The following is a 20235-nucleotide window of genomic DNA, read 5'->3' as shown; positions in this document are numbered from 1 at the left end:
TGGAAACATAATGAAAATAGCAGTAGCAGGTACAGGTTACGTCGGTTTATCTAATGCTATGTTGTTGGCTCAGCATAATGAAGTAGTAGCTATAGATATCGTTGTGGACAAAGTAGAAATTCTTAATACAAAGCAATCGCCTATTGAAGATAGTGATATATCAAGATTTTTATCTGATGAGTTGCTCAATTTCACAGCTACTTTAGATGCCCAAGAAGCTTACATTAATGCCGATTTTGTGATCATAGCCACACCAACAGACTATGATGCCAAGACTAACTACTTCAATACTAAAAGTGTCGAGTCAGTTATCAATCAAGTTTTAGCTATCAATCCACAAGCAGTAATGGTCATAAAATCAACCGTACCAGTAGGTTATACAGACAAGCTTAAAAAAGAATTGGGAGTAGACAATATAGTATTCTCACCTGAATTTTTACGCGAGGGTAAAGCACTACACGATAATTTATACCCATCGAGGATTATAGTAGGTGAACAATCGGAGCGGGCAAAAGTATTTGCTAATCTTTTGCTCGAAGGCGCAATCAAAAAAGACGTGCCTCTGTTATTTACAGATTCAACAGAAGCCGAAGCGATTAAGTTATTCTCAAACACCTACTTAGCGATGCGGGTGGCATATTTCAACGAACTTGATACTTATGCTCAGACTTTCAATTTAGACACCAAACAAATTATTGAAGGCGTTGGACTAGACCCACGCATTGGTAACCACTACAATAACCCATCTTTTGGATATGGCGGATATTGTCTCCCAAAAGATACTAAACAGCTATTAGCCAATTATAATGAAGTGCCTAGTAACTTAATCAAAGCCATTGTAGATTCGAACCGGACTCGTAAAGATTTTATAGCAGATTCGATTATCGCTAAAAACCCTAAAGTTGTTGGGATATATCGTCTGGTTATGAAAGCAGGATCTGATAACTTTCGAGCATCAGCTATTCAAGGAATTATGAAGAGAATAAAAGCTAAAGGTATAAGAGTTGTTGTATATGAGCCTGTTTTAAAAGAGACTAGTTTTTACAATTCTGAAGTAATAACAGATTTGGATGTTTTTAAAAAAGGAAGTGATGTCATCGTTGCCAATCGGGTAGTTAATGAGATTATTGATGTGAAAGATAAAGTGTTTACACGAGATTTATTTGGAGAGGGCTGATGACTAAGTTAATAGAGTCTAGACCATTAGTTACGGTTTATATTCCAACTTATAATCGTGTCGATTTATTAAGGCGTGCTGTAGAATCTGTACGTAAACAGACCTATGAAAACTTAGAAATTATAATTGTAGATGATTGCTCTACTGATGACACACTACATTATCTAGAGCAAATAGCAGCACAGGATTCAAGGATAAGCTATTTTTTAAAGGAAGATAATATTGGAGCTTGCAATAGCCGTAATATTGCGATTAAAAATGCAACAGGCAAGTTTATTACTGGATTGGATGATGATGATTATTTTGAAAGTAGAAGGATAGAAACCTTTTTAGAGGCAGCAGATAAAGCTGAGGACGAAGCCTATTACTCAAGCGTAAAAATTAAAATCTCAGAAGATATTATATTAAGTCCTAGTTTATTAACTAGATTCAAACGTTCAAGTATTAATAGCCATAAAGAGCTTTTGAAACAGAATTTTATTGGTAACCAAATTTTTATTAAGACGGATCTTTTAAGAAAGTCTGGTGGTTTTGATGAAGACTTTAAAGCATGGCAAGATTTAGAATGTTGGTATAATTTAATGAAAACACAAAATATAAAAATGAACTTTATATCTAAAGCAACTCAAATTATTGACCAGAGTCATGAGCACGAAAGGATTAGTAAAAAAAATGTAGAGAATGTTATAGAAGCCTTCAAGCAGTTTTCTGAGAAACATAACTTAAATAAGGTTCAGAAAGCTATTCTTCAAGGTCAACTACTTCCGTATAATCCCAAATATTTTAGTATCACTCATAAAATATTATTACTTGTTTTAACTCACCAAGTGTTTTACTTAAAAAGTATTTTAAATAGAGGTGGGCAATGAATATTGGTATACCTATATCAAAAACTGCATATACCCCAGAGTCGTATGCTTATTATAAGTATCTAACTAATAAAGGCCATGATGTCCAACTAGATTACGACTTAGATCCGCATAATGATATCAATATATATTTCATGGGGTTAAAGCCTTTTTGGAAGAAGGAAAAAGGTAGAGCCAAAGAGATTCATGAGTACCAAAGTTTGTCTACTCCTCCTTATGCGAATGTTAAAAATAAAGTGAAAAAATATATTAATAGAAAACCTGATGGGCGAATTTTCTTAAATAGTTTTATTAAGAATGATCTTAATTTTAGTGACACTAAACCTTTTATTTATAGAGACATGGGGGTAGATGAAGCGCTATTCCAAATACCTAATCCTAGTCCGAGTTATGATGTTGTATATTGTGGGTCGATATCAGGTCGAGTAGGCCTTATAAAGGTTTTACTGAATATAGCTAAGTTTTATAGAGTTATAGTAGTAGGCGAGGTGACAGAAGAAGAAAAAAGAATATTAAGTGTTAAAAATATTACTTTAACAGGAATGGTAAGTCGTGAAGAGCTTCCAGAGATTTATAGAGAGGCCCGCTTTGGTTTGAATTTTACACCTAATATATATCCGTATAACATTCAAACAAGTACTAAAACATTAGAATATCTAGCATCGGGTTTAGGAGTAATCTCAAACAAATATGAATGGGCAGAATATTTTTTTAATAAAATTAACTATCATCCTATTTGGTTAGATACAAATATTTGCAACATAATAGCTGAAGCTCCTCCACCTATAGAAAGTTATTCTTGGGAAAAGGTTTTAGATTACTCTGGTTTTATGGAGTTCCTGAATGAATGTATTGAGTAAAGATAAAACCACTGTTCGTAGTTTAATTATAATGATAATACTAACTATAGGAGTAGCTGCATATGAAATCCATCTATATGACTACTATTTCATTATATCTCTGATATTCTTTTGCTTTTTAAGCTTTTTTCTGCTTTTTAATAAATCTGCTTCTTTTTACGTTAAACCTATTTGGCTAGTATTCTATTTGTTTTATATAGTAACGTATATTACTTCTATAATATATAACTTAGACTTTCTGGGTGCTGGAAGATTAATGGTTACTATTCCTGCTACTATTATTTTTTTACTAGGTGTAAGTTATATAGATTTGATTTTTAAAAGTTTAATTATAGTACTACTGCCTATTCCAGCAATTACTTTTCTAATTCAATTTACTAATTATATTGATATGTACTGGAGTTTTACTCTTTTAAGAAACTCATCTATATTTTTCGATCCAAACTTTGCTTCGGTTTTTTTAGGTTTAGGAGGACTTGCTTCAATAGTTTATATTAAAAATATAAAGTTAAGCTATTTGTTGTTTTTATATTTCAGCTTGGCGAGCTTCTTTACTTTTAGTAAAGCTGGTATTATTGCATTATTGTTAAGTTTAACCATTTATTTTGTAAGAAGGTTTAATCCTATTTATTCAATAGTAGCTATTCTAGGGTTAACATCTGTTTTGTTTTATGTTTATTTCAATATTGATTTAAATATGTTTAGATTCGAACAAGGTTTGAATGAGAGAGATAATCTATGGCGATTTGTAGTGGATAATATTTTTATAAACCAGAATTTGTTCGGAGTCGGGGTTGATGAAATGGGATCAGTTTTAATTAGAAATAACTTTTCTAATGTAAGTACCCATAACTACTATTTTGATACCTTGTTAACGTATGGTTTATTACCATTTTTCTTAAATATTATTCTAGTTATAAGTGTGCTATATTCTATGTTTTTAAAAAATAGCAAATATTTGCCTATTTTCTTATTTTTAGTAATTCAATCTAATGCTGTTTTAATTTCTTTTGGAGGGATTAGTTTGTTATCAGCGCTACTAACTATTTTAGCGCTGAAGCAGATGGTAGTATTTAAGGGTTCAAAGAAAAGTTATGTTTAAAGCGAGAGTAATTATTATAGGGACAGTCGCCAGTAGCATTCTCGGCTTCCGTGCTAACTTAATATCAGCCTTATTAGAGCAAAAATATAAGGTTTATGCCTTTGTATCTGAATATAGCCAAGATGAGCTAGATGATATAGTAGCATTAGGTGCAATACCTATTACCTATGAATTAAATCGTGGAGGGGTTAATCCTTTAACAGATATAAAGGTAACTTATAAGCTATCTAAAAAAATTAAAGAGATTAATCCGGATCTGGTCTTTTCCTACTTTTCTAAGCCCGTCATCTTTGGTACTTTAGCAGCAAGATTTGCTAAAGTACCGAGAATCGTAGGTATGCTAGAAGGTCTAGGGTATGCGTTTACGGCACAGCCAGAAGGATTAAGTAAAAAAGCACAGTTAATCAAAAGCATTCAAGTGCTTCTTTATAAAATAGCTTTACCACAACTTGATAAGATTATTTTTCTAAATCCAGATGATACAAAGGATTTATTAGAGGCTTATCATATAAAAGTGAAGAAACTAGACGTATTGGGCGGTATAGGTTTGGATTTAGATGAGTACAATTATCAACCTATAGAGACTATTGACTCACCTATTAGTTTTTTATTTATTGGGCGAATGTTAAAAGAAAAAGGAATACATGACTTTATAGCAGCAGCAAAAATCGTTAAGAAAATTTATCCTGAAGTGCAATTTACGGTATTAGGAGCGATCGATTCTTCTAACCCTGGTGCTCTACAGCAATCTGAACTAGACAGACTAATTTCCTTAAATATTATCAATTATCCTGGTCAGGTTGATAACGTTCAAAAATGGATTGCAGACAGTCATGTATTTGTTCTATCTTCATACCGCGAAGGCGTACCTCGTAGTACCCAAGAGGCGATGGCTATTGGACGTGCTATTATCACTACCGATGTCCCAGGTTGTCGTGAGACTGTGATTGATGGGGTAAATGGCTTTTTGGTCGAAAAGTGGAATCCTCAAGTATTAGCAGAAAAGATGATTTATTTTATAGAGCATCCTGAAGACATTAAAAAAATGGGTTATGAAAGTTACAAAATAGCTCAAGATAAATTTGATGCCGATAAAGTAAATAAACGATTAATAAATATGTTGGGTTTATAAATGATAAAACGCCTTTTTGATATCACTGCCGCGACTGCCGCTTTAGTTGCCTTATCTCCGGTATATGCTATCACTGCCTATAAAGTCAAAAAAAATTTAGGCTCGCCAGTACTATTTCGTCAAACACGCCCGGGTCTAGACGGTAAGCCGTTTGAGATGGTTAAATTTCGCACCATGAAAGATGCCATAGATAGTGTTGGTAATCCTTTGCCTGATAGTGAGCGCTTAACTGACTTTGGTAAGGCACTACGTAATAGTAGTTTGGATGAGCTGCCTGAACTGTGGAATGTTGTCAAAGGCGATATGAGCCTAGTCGGACCACGCCCATTATTGATGGAATATCTACCGCTGTATAGTAAAGAACAAGCGCGCCGTCATAATGTACGCCCTGGTATTACCGGTTATGCGCAAGTGAATGGTCGTAACGCCATTGGTTGGGATAAAAAGTTTGAGCTTGATACATGGTATGTAGACAATCAGTCATTATGGTTAGATATCAAGATATTGCTTAAGACGGTAAAAAAAGTAGTTATCAAAGATGGTATTAGTGAGGAAGGTGAGGCAACCATGAGCAAGTTCAGTGGAAACAAAAAGGAATATTCATGAATATATTAATCACCTCCGCAGGTCAAAGAGTATCATTAGTTAAATCATTCAAAAAAGAATTAACTTTCTTTTTCGAAGATAGTAAAGTTTTTACTGCTGATTTAAATCCACAGTTATCTCCTGCATGTCATATATCTGATCGTTCTTTTAAGGTTCTTAAAGTTACGGATGATGAGTATATAAATTGTTTGCTGAAAATTTGTTTAGATAATAATGTAAAGTTAGTTATTCCTACTATCGATACAGAGCTAAAGACTCTTAGCTTAAATATTGAGCATTTTAAAGAATATAATATTGAAATAATAGTGAGTGACTACTCACTTGTAGAAATATGCCGCGATAAAAGAAAAGTAAATAAATTATTTGTCGAACACAATATAGAGATTCCAGAGCAATTTAATGTCGATAATTTAGTTTTTCCAGTATTTGTTAAACCATGTGATGGAAGCAGAAGTGAAGGTATATTTCTTGCTTCTACAAGTAAAGATATAAAAGATGAACATATAAACAATAAGAAGCTTATGTTCATGGAGTATATTTCTAACGAAGATTATGATGAGTTTACAGTAGATTGTTATTATGACAAGCATTCTGATTTAAAATGTGTCGTGCCACGCCAAAGAATTGCTGTTAGAGCAGGTGAAGTTAGTAAAGGTGTAACTAAGAATAATTTTATTGTAAGTGAATTTCAAAAACATCTTTCTAAGTTAGAAGGAGCTAAAGGTTGCTTAACTATTCAAGTATTTTTACATAAAAAACTAAATAGGATTAAGGGAATTGAAATTAATCCTAGGTTTGGTGGTGGTTATCCATTGACTTATTTGTCAGGAGCTAATTATACAAGATGGTTAATAGAAGAATATATGTTAAATAAGCGTATTGAGAAATTCAATGGCTGGCAAGATAACTTACTAATGTTACGTTATGATGCAGAAGTTCTGGTAGAAGATTACAATGAATAAAGTTCTAGTTTTAGACTTAGATGATACTCTCTATCCTGAGTTAAATTATCTGAAATCTGCATATCACAGCATAGCCAGTGAGTTGTCGGATAATAATAATCAATTATATGAATTAATGTTAAGTAAGTATATTAATTCCGAAGATGTATTCAGTTTTCTTGTCACCGAATATAATGTTGAGCTGCAATACTTGCTAGAGTTGTATAGATATCATATCCCTAATATTCAATTGTATCCTAATGTGGACAAAGTCTTAAACTATTTCTCAGAGAACGGTGAAATAGCTATTGTCACTGATGGTCGCTCTAAGACTCAGAGAAATAAACTCAGGGCTTTAGGCTTAACGCATATATTGACAACTATAGTGATATCAGAAGAGCTAAAAACGGAAAAACCTTGCAGAGCAAATTTTGAAAAAGTTGTTTCAGAAACTATAGGTAACAAGTATATATATATTGGTGACAACTTAAAAAAAGATTTTATCACTCCAAAAGAGATGGGATGGACAACAATATGCTTAAAAGATCAAGGTAATAACATACATAAGCAGAATTTCGACCTCCCTTATGAATATCAGCCTGATTATTGTTTTGAATCATGGTTGGAAATACAATACTTTTTAAATATCCCATAAAGACGAATTTATTATGCTAAATACAAAGTTTTCACCTTGGCCAAGCTTTACTCAAGAAGAGGCTGATGCTGTCAGTCAAGTATTATTATCCAACAAGGTAAATTACTGGACAGGAACCGAGTGCCGAGAGTTTGAGACGGAGTTTGCTGAGTGGGCGGATAGCAAATATGCCATTGCCATGGGAAATGGTACTTTAGCATTAGACGTTGCGCTGCAAGCGTTAGAGATTGGCGCAGGTGATGAAGTCATCGTGACACCGCGAACCTTTATTGCCAGTATCTCATCCGTCATCAATGCTGGAGCAACGCCTGTTTTTGCTGATGTTGATGAGGCTACAGGTAATATCACCCCTGAGTCAATCGCCGCAGTATTAACGGCTAAAACCAAAGCTATCGTTTGTGTTCACCTAGCAGGCTGGCCTTCTGATATGGATGGCATCATGGCGCTAGCTGACGAGCATAATCTATATGTGATAGAGGACTGTGCGCAGGCGCATGGTGCTACCTATAAAGGTCGTAGTGTTGGTAGTATCGGCCATATCGGTGCGTGGAGCTTTTGCCAAGATAAAGTGATGACCACAGGCGGTGAGGGCGGTATGGTCACCACCAATGACGAGCAATTATGGCGCAAAATGTGGGCTTATAAAGACCATGGTAAAAGCTATGCCGCGGTCTATGAGACCGAGCACCCACCAGGCTATCGCTGGCTACATGAAAGCTTTGGTACCAATTGGCGCATGACTGAAATGCAAGCGGTGCTTGGTCGCATTCAATTAACGAGAATGTCTGAGTGGACAGCCAAACGTACGGCCAATGCTCACACCATACTAGATGCCTGTACTAAATGGGAAGCAAAAGGCTATCTTTCTGTACCAAGATTAGAAGAGTCGCCGCAGTTTGCAGATTCGACCCACGCCTATTATAAGCTCTACGTCTATGTGCAGCCAGATAACCTTCCTGAAGGTTGGTCACGAGATCGTATTATTGAAGAGATAAATAAATCAGGGGTGCCTTGTTTTTCAGGATCCGCTTCGGAAGTTTATCTGGAAAAAGCATTTGATAACACCGGTTTGCGTCCTGAAAGCAGATTGCCAGTCGCCAAGCAGCTCGGCGAAACCAGCTTGATGTTTCTCGTGCATCCAACGTTGACGGAAGACGAGATTAAGCAAACCGTACAAGCAATTGATAGTGTATTTGCTAACCTACATAACCAATAAGATATCAGTTGTTGAGTTAAGTTAAATTTAGTTACGTTAATGCAAATTGATGTTTGACCCATAGTATTTATAAACCATTGGCATTTATAATAAACGCTTTATAACCGAAGAGTATTTGATCATGTACAAGAAGCTAAGTATTTTATTGGGTCTTGGTGTCTTATCATCAGTGTCGATGCTGGCATCTGCACAAAACCTGTATATGAACGATCTCAAGCTTAAAGCAGATCTTGACTGGCTAAATACTCAAGGGGTCGCGCAGATTAGCACCAGTACTTGGCCGCTGACGTCCAACGAGATCAAGCGCGCTTTAAATACGGCTAATGCTCAGACACCTGCTCAGCAGCAAATCCTGCAGTCGGTACAAACGCGCCTGGCTCAAAACCGCAATTCTGTGGTAAAAGGGTCGGCCGCCTTGCATATACAAACCGATAGAGATCAGCTACCACAAAAATTTGCTGATGATAAGCTGGCGGGTCAACAGGCAAGCGTTGGGGTGTCACTTAGCGAAGCAGAGTGGGAATTTAATCTAAAAGCCAATCTAAAAAATGACAAACTCATTGAAGATGGCTCAGACGTTAGCTTTGAAGGCTCGTACCTTGCTGGTACTGCTGCCAATCAGTGGTTGATAGCGGGTAAAATTCCAACGTGGTGGGGACCTGGGCATGATGGTAGCCTTATTCGAGGCGATGCAAGCTTACCAGTGGCAGGCTTTACGATGCAGCGTGACCAACAAGCTGCACCGACATCACAATATTTATCGTGGGTCGGACCTTGGCAGTATCAGCTATTTGCCGGTCAGTTTGAAGATTATGAGGCGATTCCTGATGCTAAGCTATTTGGTATGCGCCTAACAGCTAATCCTACAGACTGGTTAGAATTAGGGGCTTCTCGTACCTTTATGTGGGGCGGTGAGGGTCGTCCACAGAGTCTTGGCTCCTTTACTGATGCTCTTTTAGGAACTAAAGATAATGGTGGTAACGAAAGAGGCGATCCGGCTAATCAGTTAGGTGGATTTGATGCGCGCTTAAGTTTAGCGCCATTAGTCAATGTGCCTGCTGGCGTTTATGCTCAATATGTGGGCGAAGATGAAGCAGGCGGCTTGCCAGCGAAAAATATGTATTTAGCAGGTGTTGATTATGCGTCTGCTGCTTACGGAAAACCTTATCAGCTGTATGCGGAGTATACAGATACCCGCACTAGCGGTGAGGTAAGAGGTATCTCTTATGACCATAGTATTTATACCGACGGCTATTATCAGCAAGGTTTCCCATTAGGCTATGCGCTAGGCGGCGATGCGGAAAGTATCGCGCTTGGAGGTCGCTTATGGCTCGATAACCGTAATTTTATTAATGCAAAAGTACAGCATGCTAAGGTGAATCAAGCCGATGACGCCATTAATCAAGCCTTCCCAACGATTGATAAGCTGACTGGTATTGACGTGGCTTGGGAGCATCAATACAATCCAAAGACGCTGATATCTAGTAGACTTTGGGCAGTTGACTCTGATACCCAGTCCACTGATGTTGGGGCTGGTGTAGGTATAGAATTTAATACTTATTAAATGACTGTTTAATCAGTTTAAGGAAGTTTTCGAACATAAAAAGTCGGTCTATTATAATTAATAGGCCGATTTTTTATAGTGAGTTTTCTGTTTTTAAACTATGGACTGTCAATAGGGCGCTAGGATTTTTTAACTCAGACAGGTACAATATCAGTCTCAATTAACGGTCAAAAAGAATTGACCGAACATAAGACAGGCATGCAAAAACTTGCAGGCGCTGTCTTTACTTTTTATCGCACCCTATTTTTTATCGAACCCTTTATTGGAGTTACTATGTCAACTGCGTCTATTACGTCAACTGCCCAAGGATCTGCTATCGTTTTGGACGGTAAAGCACTTGCTAAACAAATAGAACAGCAACTGAGTGCGCGTGTAGAAGCTATTAAAGCGAAAACAGGCCGTACTCCAAGCCTCGCGACGATATTGGTCGGTGACGATCCTGCGTCTGCGACTTATGTACGAATGAAAGGCAATGCGTGTAAGCGTGTCGGCATGGACTCTATACGCGTTGAAATGCCAAGTGCGACAACGACTGCAGAGCTGATGGCAAAAATAGACGAGCTAAATAGCAATCCAGACGTGCATGGTATTTTGCTGCAGCACCCAGTACCGGCTCATATCGATGAGCGTGCTTGCTTTGAGCAGATTGACTTGGCAAAAGACGTCGATGGTGTGACCTGCCTTGGCTTTGGTCGTATGGCGATGCAGCAGTCCGCTTATGGCTCATGTACCCCGCAAGGTATCATGCATTTACTAGAGCACAATAATATTGAGCTTGCTGGTAAGAAAGCCGTAGTGGTAGGTCGCAGTGCCATCTTGGGTAAACCAATGGCGATGATGCTATTAAATGCCAACTGTACCGTAACGATTTGCCATTCAAGAACGCAAGATTTAGAATCGCATATTAAGCGTGCTGATATCGTGGTTGGGGCAGTGGGCGTTCCTGAATTGATCAAAGCTGATTGGATTAAAGCCGGGGCTGTGGTTATCGATGCAGGTTTCCATCCAACTGATAATGGCGGCGTCGGTGATATCGAGCTGCAAGGCGTAGAAAATATCGCTAGTGCTTATACGCCAGTTCCCGGCGGTGTTGGCCCTATGACCATTAACACCCTAATTCGCCAAACCGTTGATGCAGCTGAAAAGTCTGCTGGTTTAGACAATAGTGCAGTCAGCTAATGAAGACGCTGTCCGAGCAAGAACCAGAACAGCAATCTGAACAGCTATTGACAGAGAAAAATAATAAAGCTTATCAAAGCAATGATATCGATGTAGCAAATTCCAATATGGGTATCCATGAGTGCATGCAGCATATCGGTCGCGAGTTTGTCGATATCTGCCACTATATTATTTTATTCTTAATCAGTGTGGTGGTCGTTTGGACGGCTGGCAAAGAGTTCCTTTCTATTGTGCAAAAAGGCTCAGCAGATTTAAAAGATATTTTATTGCTGTTTATTTATCTTGAGCTGCTCGCCATGATTGGGATTTACTTTAAAACCCATCGTCTGCCAGTGCAGTTTTTGATATTTATCGCGATTACCGCTTTGTCACGACATTTGGTCGTCGATGTACAAGCGGTATCAGATAACTTCCATTTATGGTTATTGGCAACGATTTCCTTTGCCATTATGGTACTGAGTGCGTCGATTGTAATATTAACGTGGACGGCGAAGATGTTTGGGCGACCAGAAGATTATTTGGATGATCATCAAATAAGTAGTACCGAGCATCATCTACCAAGCGTTGATAGTAAGCCTTATCGTAAATAAGGTTTTTTCAAAAAACATCATTATTGAATGGTTGTTGCTCAATCATGCGCATGCGAATAGATGGTCTTTAATAAAAGAAGGGTTGCCAATTAAATGGCAGCCCTTTTTTTTGAAATGCTCTTAAATTATAGCCAACCCAAGCGTTTAAAGTTAAAGTATAAAAAGCTACATAACGAGATAATAACTGCCATGATAACCAGATAAGAATACTGCCAATGTAGCTCTGGCATAAAATCAAAGTTCATCCCATAGATACCAGCAATTGCTGTCGGTACGGCCAAAATACCAGCCCAAGCAGCAAGTTTACGGACCACCTCATTCTGTCCCATATTTACCATGGCGAGGTAAGTATTCATGACCACGCTAAGCATTTCATTTAAGCCATTAATCGCATCTAAAGAATGCAATAAATGGTCATTGACGTCACGAAAATAAGGTTTAGCAGCATGAGAAAACGGCGAGATTAAGTCGCTTTTATTGTGATTAATAAAGAAACTACAGATATCTTGTACCGGTAAAATCACCGCACGCATATGCACCAGCTGGGATTTTAATTCATACAGATTTCTAAGCGTTTCTTTATTAAACTCATAGGTGAAGATATTACGTTCCTGCTCACGCAGATAACTGCCTAAGCGATCGGTAATCGGCATATAGTTATCGACGATAAAATCGAGAATGGCATGCAGGACAAAGATAGGTCCCATGCGCAGCTTTTCTGGGCGACGATGGCAGTGTTCGCGCACCGGCGCATAAGAATTCGATGGCCCATTACGAATGGTAATCAGATAGTTTTTGCCCATAAATATCGCCGTGGTGCCATAGCGAATGACATTGTCTTCAAGTTTGGCGGTTCGTAGCACCACAAATATCATGTCATTGTCGTAGTTTTCAACCTTTGCGCGCTGATGATCAGCAAAAGCGTCTTCAATCGCCAATTCGTGCAGCTCAAAGGCATCTCTAACTTTTACCATGGTTTCTAAACTTGGATCATACAGACCAAGCCAGATAAATTGCCCGCTATTACTTAAAGCACGACTGACATCATTTAGGCCGATTTTATTGACTTTTTCGCCGGTTTTACGCGAGTAGGCGTAGCAATTGACCACTTCATCATCGCTCGATAAGTCGATATCTTCATAGCGCTCAGAGTCGGGGTCATAGACGGTCATCGTCTCAATCGTATCTTCGACCGTCGCATCGGCGTCGCCATAAATATAGCTGTCATAGCTGGCGTAATTATCTAAATAAGAGCGCTCATCGCCCATACTGGTGTCGATAAGGCTGACATTAGAGTCAGGTGTGATACGCGTTGTCGGTTTGACAATCAGGTCATCATCTTGGTTCATACCTTCTCCTTCAGTCGGTGGTTAATGTTAAATAAACGTGAAATAAAATAGGTTATGACATAGAGTTAAAACATCTTTTGTGCCTTGCTTTTATGTTCATCGCTTCTGTGCAAACTACAATGCATAGCGTTTTAGCGTGTCGATATCCACCAAACTTAATAAGCTTTCGTGACAGGCTTCTAGCTTTATTTGCGGGGCAATGTCGAAGTCTAATGCTTCAACCCAGCGTAGCGCGCAGATACACCAGTAATCACCAGGTTGTAGGCCAGCAAACCCATACTCAGGCAGCGGCGTAATCAAGTCATTACCACGACTGGCAGAAAAGTTTAAAAATTCATTGGTCATCTTCGCGCAGACGGTATGCTGACCAACGTCATGGTTACCGGTATGACAAAAGCCATTGCGATAATAGCCAGTAATAGGGTCAAAACAACAGCTGGCGAGGGCAGTGCCAAGGACGTTGGTTTGGTTGATAGCAGGATTTGGATGGTAATCAGAGGACATAAGGCTTTCCGAGATAAAAATATGCTTTAGTGTAACATGAGTCTAGCGATAAGGCGTTATCAAGCAACAGATGGTAAACGCTTTACAAGGTTTAATTACGGTTTATGAGTCAGGCCGTTTCTTCGTTAAAGAATAAGTTTAGGAGACAATGAGTTCATTACATTATGCGTTCGCAAAATAATTAGATAGTAATTGGAGGTAATTGTCACTAGGCGAAGCTTGGCTGCTATGCTAAACTAAAGCATAAAGTGCCTTGATTATTTATCATAGTTTTCTATCGCATAAATTTTAGCGCATAAAGATACTCGTCTTATCATCCTAACTTATACTTATTACTCACCCTTTTGCGGTCACCTAGTTTGCTTATAGATAATTGGGTCGGTGATGTTGCGCGTCAAAAATACAAAACGCCTTATATCATTGCCATTATGAATACGACTTTTTAGTACCGCATCAGTACCGCGTTTTTGGTAAGCGCTACGCCAAACAAGGATTCATTGTGTCTGTCAGTTCTGATTTTGCAAAACCTGCCCAGTCAAATACGACAAAACCAGCGGCGACCCAGCCTGCTGATAACCGTGCTGCCGCTAATGGTCTGCCATATCTCAACAACTTTGCCAGTGACGTTGCCAATAACAGCTGGCTGCTGCCTGACGGGGTCGTCGATGTGCTGTTTGAAGATGCCCATAAACAAGAAGTACTGAGACATCAATTGATCCAGCAGCTTATCAGCCATGGCTATGAGTTGGTCAATCCACCAATGATTGAGTTTACCGAATCGTTATTGAGTGAAGCCTCAGAAGATTTAAAGCGCCAAACCTTTAAGATTATCGATCAGCTGACTGGTCGTTTGATGGGCGTACGCGCGGATATTACGCCACAGATTTTGCGTATTGATGCGCATCACGGCGGTCATGGTATTGCGCGTTATTGCTACGCAGGCGACGTCATTCATACCTTGCCTTCAGGATTGTTTGGCTCACGTACACCGCTACAGCTTGGTGCAGAGATATTTGGTTGCGGCGAGCTTGCAGCTGATATCGAGCTGATAGATGTGCTGTTTAGTATGGTCAACAGCTTAGATATGAGCGCAGCGCTACATATTGACTTGGGTCATGTGGCGATATTTAAGCGCTTGGCAGCATTGGCTGAGTTGTCGGATAATGACACCGAGCAGTTGATGCATCTGTATGCCAATAAAAATTTACCTGAGCTAAAACGTGTTTGTCAGTTGCTGACAATGGGTAATGATTTCTACGCATTGGCGCGCTTTGGTCATGACATGGCAAAGTTATTAGACACACTGTCAGATATGGCTAAACAAGATACGCACATTGTGACGGCTGTCGATGAGCTACAACGTCTAAAAGCACACTTAGAATCGCAGTGGCAGACGCCAGTCAGTATCGATGTGACCGAACTGTCGGGCTATCATTATCATACGGGTATTATCTTTAACGGCTATATCAATAGTGAAACCCAGCCGCTGGTACGTGGTGGGCGTTTTGATGGTATGCAGAGCGTGGGGCAATTAAGTGCGAAGCAGCCCCGTCAGGCGACAGGTTTTAGTATGGATGTCAGCCGTTTGCTGGCACATACGCAGCTTGAATCACCGATTATTGTGTTGGTTGATTATGAGGCATTACAGCAAGCTAATGCTGATAAAGCGCAAATGCAGAATCTATTGCAACAGGTCACAAGCTTACGTCAGCAAGGTTACCGCGTCACTATGCCATTAACAGCTGATGACCGTCCAGCAGCGCTGACGCACCGTTTAAACTTTGTAGATAATGAGTGGCGTCTAGAAGCGGTTTAAATTTAAAAAAACCGTTACGCTCATAATCAGTTTGCATAAGGCTCATTTATTGAAGCTTATTTATTAAATTTTGAAAAATAGACAGTGAATAACATATCATTTCTTAGTACTAAGTAAGTTTTGATAGGTTGTTTTAAAATTATTGCTGCACACACCTCAATACATAAGGTAAGGATTAATCATGGGTAAGAATGTCGTAGTTTTGGGTAGCCAATGGGGCGATGAAGGTAAGGGTAAAATCGTTGATTTACTGACCGAAAAAGCCTCAGCCGTTGCACGTTTCCAAGGCGGGCATAACGCTGGCCACACCCTAGTTGTCGATGGCAAAACCACCGTCCTACATCTAATTCCATCGGGAATCTTACGTGAAGGCGTGACTTGCTTTATCGGTAATGGCGTGGTGCTAGCGCCTGACGCTTTATTAAAAGAGATGAAAGCCTTAGAAGACAACAACGTGCCCGTGCGTGAGCGCCTGCGTATTTCACCAAATTGCCCATTGATCATGCCTTATCACGTTGCGCTTGACCAAGCACGCGAAGCTAAGCGCGGCACGGGTAAAATCGGTACCACAGGTCGCGGCATTGGGCCCGCTTATGAGGACAAAGTTGCTCGCCGTGCCATTAAGCTTGCTGACTTGTTCCGTGATGACTTAGAAGAAAAACTCCGTAACTTAATCGAATATCATAACTTCCAATTGACGCAGTACTATAAAGTTGACGCGATTGACTTTGATGAAACCTTTAAGCTTTGCCAAGAGTGGCGCGAAGAAATTAAAGGCATGGTTACCGATGTCACTGAAGACCTCAATCAATTACGTCTTGCCGGCAAAAACCTAATGTTTGAAGGTGCGCAAGGGACATTACTTGATATCGACCATGGTACTTATCCGTTTGTGACCAGCTCAAGCGTCACCGCGGGCGGCGTATCGACTGGTACGGGTATCGGTCCGTTATATTTAGATTATGTACTAGGTATCACTAAAGCTTACACCACGCGTGTTGGCAGTGGCCCATTCCCAACGGAATTGTTTGATGATGTTGGTGCGCATTTGGCCAAAGTCGGTCATGAGTTTGGTGCAACGACGGGTCGCGCGCGCCGCTGTGGTTGGTTTGATGCCGAAGCGTTACGCCGTGCTGTGGTACTAAACTCTATGTCAGGTATCTGCTTGACCAAGCTTGACGTATTAGATGGTCTAGAAGAATTGCTCATCGGTGTCGGATACAATCTACCCGAAACTGAGTGTGCAGGCGCGCATGACGCAGAGTTCTATGAAGCAGTCACGCCTAAGTATGAAACGATGCAAGGCTGGAGTGAATCAACCGTTGGTATCACTAACTATGATGACCTACCAGAAAACGCCAAAAAATACATCAAGCGTATCGAAGAATTGATTGGTTGCCCAGTTGATATCATCTCAACCGGTCCTGACCGTGAAGAGACGATTGTTTTGCGTGATCCGTACGACGCGTAAATATATCATTTTAGCCAAAAAACCCCATTGCTTAGCATTGGGGTTTTTTTTAAGCGCCGATATTTGTTATTTTTTTGCTGGGTAACTGAGCGCTGATCATGATACAAATTAAATCAATGGCTGTTATATTAGTCTAAAGGTATATAATATATGAATAAGGACTTCAAATCTATCGATATATGAAAAGGAATTTATCATGACGTCAACCATCATCAAGCACTCTATTTGTAAAACCTCACTAGCATTGGTAACATCTGCCGTTTTTATGTTTCCTATGTTCACATGGAGCGCTGAAAATTGCGATAATCCCGTCAATGATTTTGATGGCTTATATTGTTTGACAAAGGTATATCTGCAAGCCGACAAAGAGCTCAACAATTCTTACAACCAATTAAGCAAAAAACTCAATAGCAAGCAAAGAGCCACGCTAAAACGTGGTCAGCTGGCTTGGCTGCGTGAGCGCAATGACCGCTGCAGTTATCACGATGATGAAAATGGATTTTTTGTTAATATGGGTTGTGCCACTCGTGTCACAACCCATCGTGTGAATTTTTTAAATGAGCGCGTTCGTGAATGTAATGCGGGTAGTTGCCGAGACAGCCGATTAGGGGAATAAATCCTGGTCGCTTAGAGCAGGATTTTAATAAATTAACCCTATCATTTATAGCCTTAATCGTTATAATAGGCAGCAACCCTGTGTTGGCATCCATTGGCTTGACTTTATATTTTCATATTGATAAATCATGAGTCATTTCAATAAGGACAAGCCAGCATGGTAGTCAGAAATAAAATAATCCCTTTACTATTTCATTTCTTATTTTAATTTTTCAATCCCTCATTTATTAGGAGCTTGTTATGGCTATCGAACGTACGTTATCTATCATCAAACCTGACGCTGTTGCTGGCAACCACATCGGTGCTATTTATGACCGTTTTGAAAAAGCGGGTCTAAAAATTGTTGCAGCCAAAATGCTACAACTTGATGATGAAAAAGCAGGCGGTTTCTACGCTGAGCACGCTGAGCGTTCATTTTACAACGACCTAAAATCTTTTATGATGTCAGGTCCAGTATTGGTATCAGTGCTAGAAGGCGAAAACGCAATCGCTAAGCACCGTGAAATCATGGGTGCAACTAACCCAAAAGACGCTGCTGAAGGCACTATCCGTGCTGACTTCGCTAGCAGCATCGATGAAAACGCCGTTCATGGTTCAGATTCAGCGGAATCAGCAGCCCGTGAAATCAGCTATTTCTTCAATGAAGATGAAGTTTGTGCACGTACGCGTTAATAGCAGTTTTGATTAATAACTACTCATATCAATAATAGTGCTTATTAATAAATAGTGTAGCAAAACGGCTTATATCTTTTGGTATAAGCCGTTTTAGCTATTATAATAGTTTGATTCTACATTGAAATTCTTAAAGATCTGCCTCATTATTATTTTTACGAGCATTATCAATCCCTTATCAGCATGTTTTTATTAGATTTTTATAAATTTTAAGCATCATCAATACCTCGATAAAAAATGCGCTCATAACGGATTGCTTTTGCATTCATACATAAGATGTATGACTAACTAGCAACGCCCATCTCAACAATTGCATCGCTTATATCAGCTGCTGCAAAAAGGTTACCTATTATGTCCACTTCTCAAACTTCCATCCAACATATCCCAGAACAGACTGCTAAAAATCCAGCAAAGTCTGCGAAGAGCATTAAGCTCGTCGATGAAGCGCAAGCAAAAACTAATCTACTTGGTATGACGCAAGCGCAACTGGCGGATTATTTTAAAAGTATTGGCGAAAAGTCGTTTCGTGCGACGCAAGTGATGAAGTGGATTTATCAGCATGGCGTGACAGATTTTGAGAAAATGACCAATTTAAGCAAATCCTTGCGCGATAAATTATCCGCCAATGCCTGCGTCACGCCGCCAAGAGTGATTCATCGCAAATATAGCGATGATGGCACGCGTAAATGGGTCTTTGAAGTCACGGGTGGCTCACTGGTTGAAACAGTGTTGATTCCAGCGGACGACAGCAAATCAAACGGCCGTAAAACTCTCTGTATCTCCTCGCAAGTTGGTTGTGCGCTAGACTGTAGCTTTTGTAGTACCGGCAAACAGGGTTTTGAGCGTGACTTAAGCGCTGCCGAAATCATTGGCCAATTATGGGTGGCGAACGCTTCTTATATGTCTGATGACAATGACAGTTTAGATAATGTTGACCACAGTTTATGGGAAAATAACGTCACCAACGTCGTGATGATGGGCATGGGTGAACCACTCTTAAATTATAAGCCTGTGGTTGGCTCAATGGAGCTGATGTTAAGCGACCATGCTTACGGTTTATCAAAACGCCGTGTGACGCTATCGACCTCGGGTGTGGTGCCAAAAATGTACCAGCTAGCGCAAGATATTGATGTGGCATTGGCGATATCCTTGCATGCGCCAAACGATGAACTACGTAACGAGCTGGTGCCAATTAATAAAAAATACCCGTTAGATGAGTTGATTGCCGCGGCAAAAAATTACGTTTATGAGGTCAATCCGCGTCATAAAAAACACGTAACGATTGAATATGTCATGCTTGACGGCGTCAATGATAGCAATGAGCACGCGCATCAACTGGTGGCATTATTAAAAGATTTGCCAAGTAAGATTAACCTGATTCCGTTTAATCCGTTCCCGCATGCGCCGTATGATAAATCGAGCAATAACCGCATTCACGCCTTTAGCGATATTTTAAGCCAAGCGGGTTTTGTGTGTACCATTCGTCAAACGCGCGGTGATGATATTGATGCCGCTTGCGGACAATTGGTCGGGCAAGTGGCTGATAGAACGCGGCGTTCAGCAGCGTGGCAGCAAAGTATTAAAGAACGGGAAAGTATTTAGCACTGTTTTTGTTGACCAAAGTTAGTAATATAAACAGTTTACAATAAAATCGATACGTTAATACCCCTGTATGACTGGTATAAATTTTCCTTACGTGCTGCTATTACAGAAGCTAAGAAAAATGAGGCGACAAAAAATCCACTCCAGTTACACTGTGTCGTTTTTATCTCATAACAGTAATAAAATGTAGTTACAGGCATCAATAACAAAGAGCGGCACAATTAATATCAACTAAATTGTACTTATGGGTGCTAAATCCATTAAACTGATGCCTCGATGATCGAACGCATTGACCCACAGTTTTATGATGGCGGC

Annotated in this window: 19 protein-coding genes; 17 read left to right on the top strand and 2 right to left on the bottom strand. The window is 39.6% G+C overall.

What is annotated here, in order from left to right; translation table 11 throughout:
* Positions 1–10: 10 nt before the first annotated feature.
* The 12 genes from B4240_RS10100 to B4240_RS10045 all read left to right on the top strand — a co-directional run bounded on the left by B4240_RS10100 (position 11) and on the right by B4240_RS10045 (position 11891).
* Positions 11–1177 carry a nucleotide sugar dehydrogenase gene (locus tag B4240_RS10100; protein ID WP_296238887.1) on the top strand — a complete coding sequence of 389 codons (1167 nt, stop codon included), beginning with the start codon at positions 11–13 and terminating at the stop codon, positions 1175–1177.
* Positions 1177–2046, top strand: coding sequence for a glycosyltransferase family 2 protein (locus B4240_RS10095; RefSeq protein WP_296238885.1), 870 nt, complete (start codon positions 1177–1179; stop codon positions 2044–2046). The genes B4240_RS10100 and B4240_RS10095 overlap by 1 nt, the downstream gene beginning before the upstream one ends.
* The gene (locus tag B4240_RS10090) at positions 2043–2906 is read left to right on the top strand and encodes a glycosyltransferase family protein (protein WP_296238883.1); all 864 of its coding nucleotides are present in this window, start codon (positions 2043–2045) and stop codon (positions 2904–2906) included. Before B4240_RS10095 ends, B4240_RS10090 begins: the two co-directional genes overlap by 4 nt.
* Positions 2890–4008, top strand: a complete 1119-nt coding sequence (locus B4240_RS10085) for a hypothetical protein (RefSeq protein WP_296238881.1) — start codon at positions 2890–2892, stop codon at positions 4006–4008. The genes B4240_RS10090 and B4240_RS10085 overlap by 17 nt, the downstream gene beginning before the upstream one ends.
* On the top strand, positions 4001–5140 hold the full coding sequence (locus B4240_RS10080) for a glycosyltransferase family 4 protein (RefSeq protein WP_296238879.1): 1140 nt from the start codon (positions 4001–4003) through the stop codon (positions 5138–5140). The genes B4240_RS10085 and B4240_RS10080 overlap by 8 nt, the downstream gene beginning before the upstream one ends.
* Entirely contained in the window at positions 5141–5746 is a 606-nt protein-coding gene (locus B4240_RS10075) for a sugar transferase (protein WP_296238877.1), read from the top strand.
* The gene (locus B4240_RS10070; protein ID WP_296238876.1) at positions 5743–6708 is read left to right on the top strand and encodes an ATP-grasp domain-containing protein; all 966 of its coding nucleotides are present in this window, start codon (positions 5743–5745) and stop codon (positions 6706–6708) included. Before B4240_RS10075 ends, B4240_RS10070 begins: the two co-directional genes overlap by 4 nt.
* Complete coding sequence (locus B4240_RS10065; protein WP_296238875.1) at positions 6701–7342, top strand: HAD family hydrolase; 642 nt, start codon at positions 6701–6703, stop codon at positions 7340–7342. Before B4240_RS10070 ends, B4240_RS10065 begins: the two co-directional genes overlap by 8 nt.
* 13 nt (positions 7343–7355) lie before the next feature.
* Complete coding sequence (locus tag B4240_RS10060; RefSeq protein WP_296238874.1) at positions 7356–8558, top strand: DegT/DnrJ/EryC1/StrS family aminotransferase; 1203 nt, start codon at positions 7356–7358, stop codon at positions 8556–8558.
* A gap of 121 nt (positions 8559–8679) precedes the next feature.
* Positions 8680–10122, top strand: coding sequence for a capsule assembly Wzi family protein (locus B4240_RS10055; protein ID WP_296238872.1), 1443 nt, complete (start codon positions 8680–8682; stop codon positions 10120–10122).
* A gap of 273 nt (positions 10123–10395) precedes the next feature.
* Positions 10396–11301, top strand: a complete 906-nt coding sequence (gene folD / locus B4240_RS10050; protein WP_296238870.1) for a bifunctional methylenetetrahydrofolate dehydrogenase/methenyltetrahydrofolate cyclohydrolase FolD — start codon at positions 10396–10398, stop codon at positions 11299–11301.
* A gap of 107 nt (positions 11302–11408) precedes the next feature.
* Positions 11409–11891, top strand: a complete 483-nt coding sequence (locus tag B4240_RS10045; protein ID WP_414707124.1) for a phosphate-starvation-inducible protein PsiE — start codon at positions 11409–11411, stop codon at positions 11889–11891.
* Positions 11892–12016: 125 nt separating this feature from the next.
* Here the strand turns inward: B4240_RS10045 and corA are convergent, their stop codons facing one another.
* Together corA and B4240_RS10035 are read right to left on the bottom strand one after the other, a co-directional pair.
* On the bottom strand, positions 12017–13240 hold the full coding sequence (gene corA, locus B4240_RS10040) for a magnesium/cobalt transporter CorA (protein ID WP_068407704.1): 1224 nt from the start codon (positions 13238–13240) through the stop codon (positions 12017–12019).
* Between the two features lie 114 nt (positions 13241–13354).
* Positions 13355–13744, bottom strand: coding sequence for a DUF2237 family protein (locus B4240_RS10035; protein WP_296238868.1), 390 nt, complete (start codon positions 13742–13744; stop codon positions 13355–13357).
* 499 nt (positions 13745–14243) lie between these two features.
* On the opposite strand from B4240_RS10035, the gene B4240_RS10030 reads away from it, so the two are divergent.
* The 5 genes from B4240_RS10030 to rlmN all read left to right on the top strand — a co-directional run bounded on the left by B4240_RS10030 (position 14244) and on the right by rlmN (position 19920).
* A complete protein-coding gene (locus B4240_RS10030; RefSeq protein WP_201588708.1) occupies positions 14244–15560 on the top strand; it encodes an ATP phosphoribosyltransferase regulatory subunit in 1317 nt (438 codons plus the stop codon).
* Between the two features lie 181 nt (positions 15561–15741).
* Entirely contained in the window at positions 15742–17031 is a 1290-nt protein-coding gene (locus tag B4240_RS10025) for an adenylosuccinate synthase (RefSeq protein WP_296238864.1), read from the top strand.
* 196 nt (positions 17032–17227) lie between these two features.
* Positions 17228–17647, top strand: a complete 420-nt coding sequence (locus B4240_RS10020; protein ID WP_296238863.1) for a lysozyme inhibitor LprI family protein — start codon at positions 17228–17230, stop codon at positions 17645–17647.
* 239 nt (positions 17648–17886) lie between these two features.
* Positions 17887–18318, top strand: coding sequence for a nucleoside-diphosphate kinase (ndk, locus tag B4240_RS10015; protein ID WP_296238861.1), 432 nt, complete (start codon positions 17887–17889; stop codon positions 18316–18318).
* Between the two features lie 351 nt (positions 18319–18669).
* Positions 18670–19920, top strand: coding sequence for a 23S rRNA (adenine(2503)-C(2))-methyltransferase RlmN (rlmN, locus tag B4240_RS10010; protein WP_296238859.1), 1251 nt, complete (start codon positions 18670–18672; stop codon positions 19918–19920).
* The last annotated feature ends 315 nt before the right edge of the window (positions 19921–20235 follow it).

Source organism: Psychrobacter sp. UBA5136 (assembly GCF_002414005.1).
Classification (GTDB): domain Bacteria; phylum Pseudomonadota; class Gammaproteobacteria; order Pseudomonadales; family Moraxellaceae; genus Psychrobacter.
The sequence above is the reverse complement of the archived record's forward strand: the minus strand, read 5'-3'. Positions and strand labels throughout refer to the sequence as shown.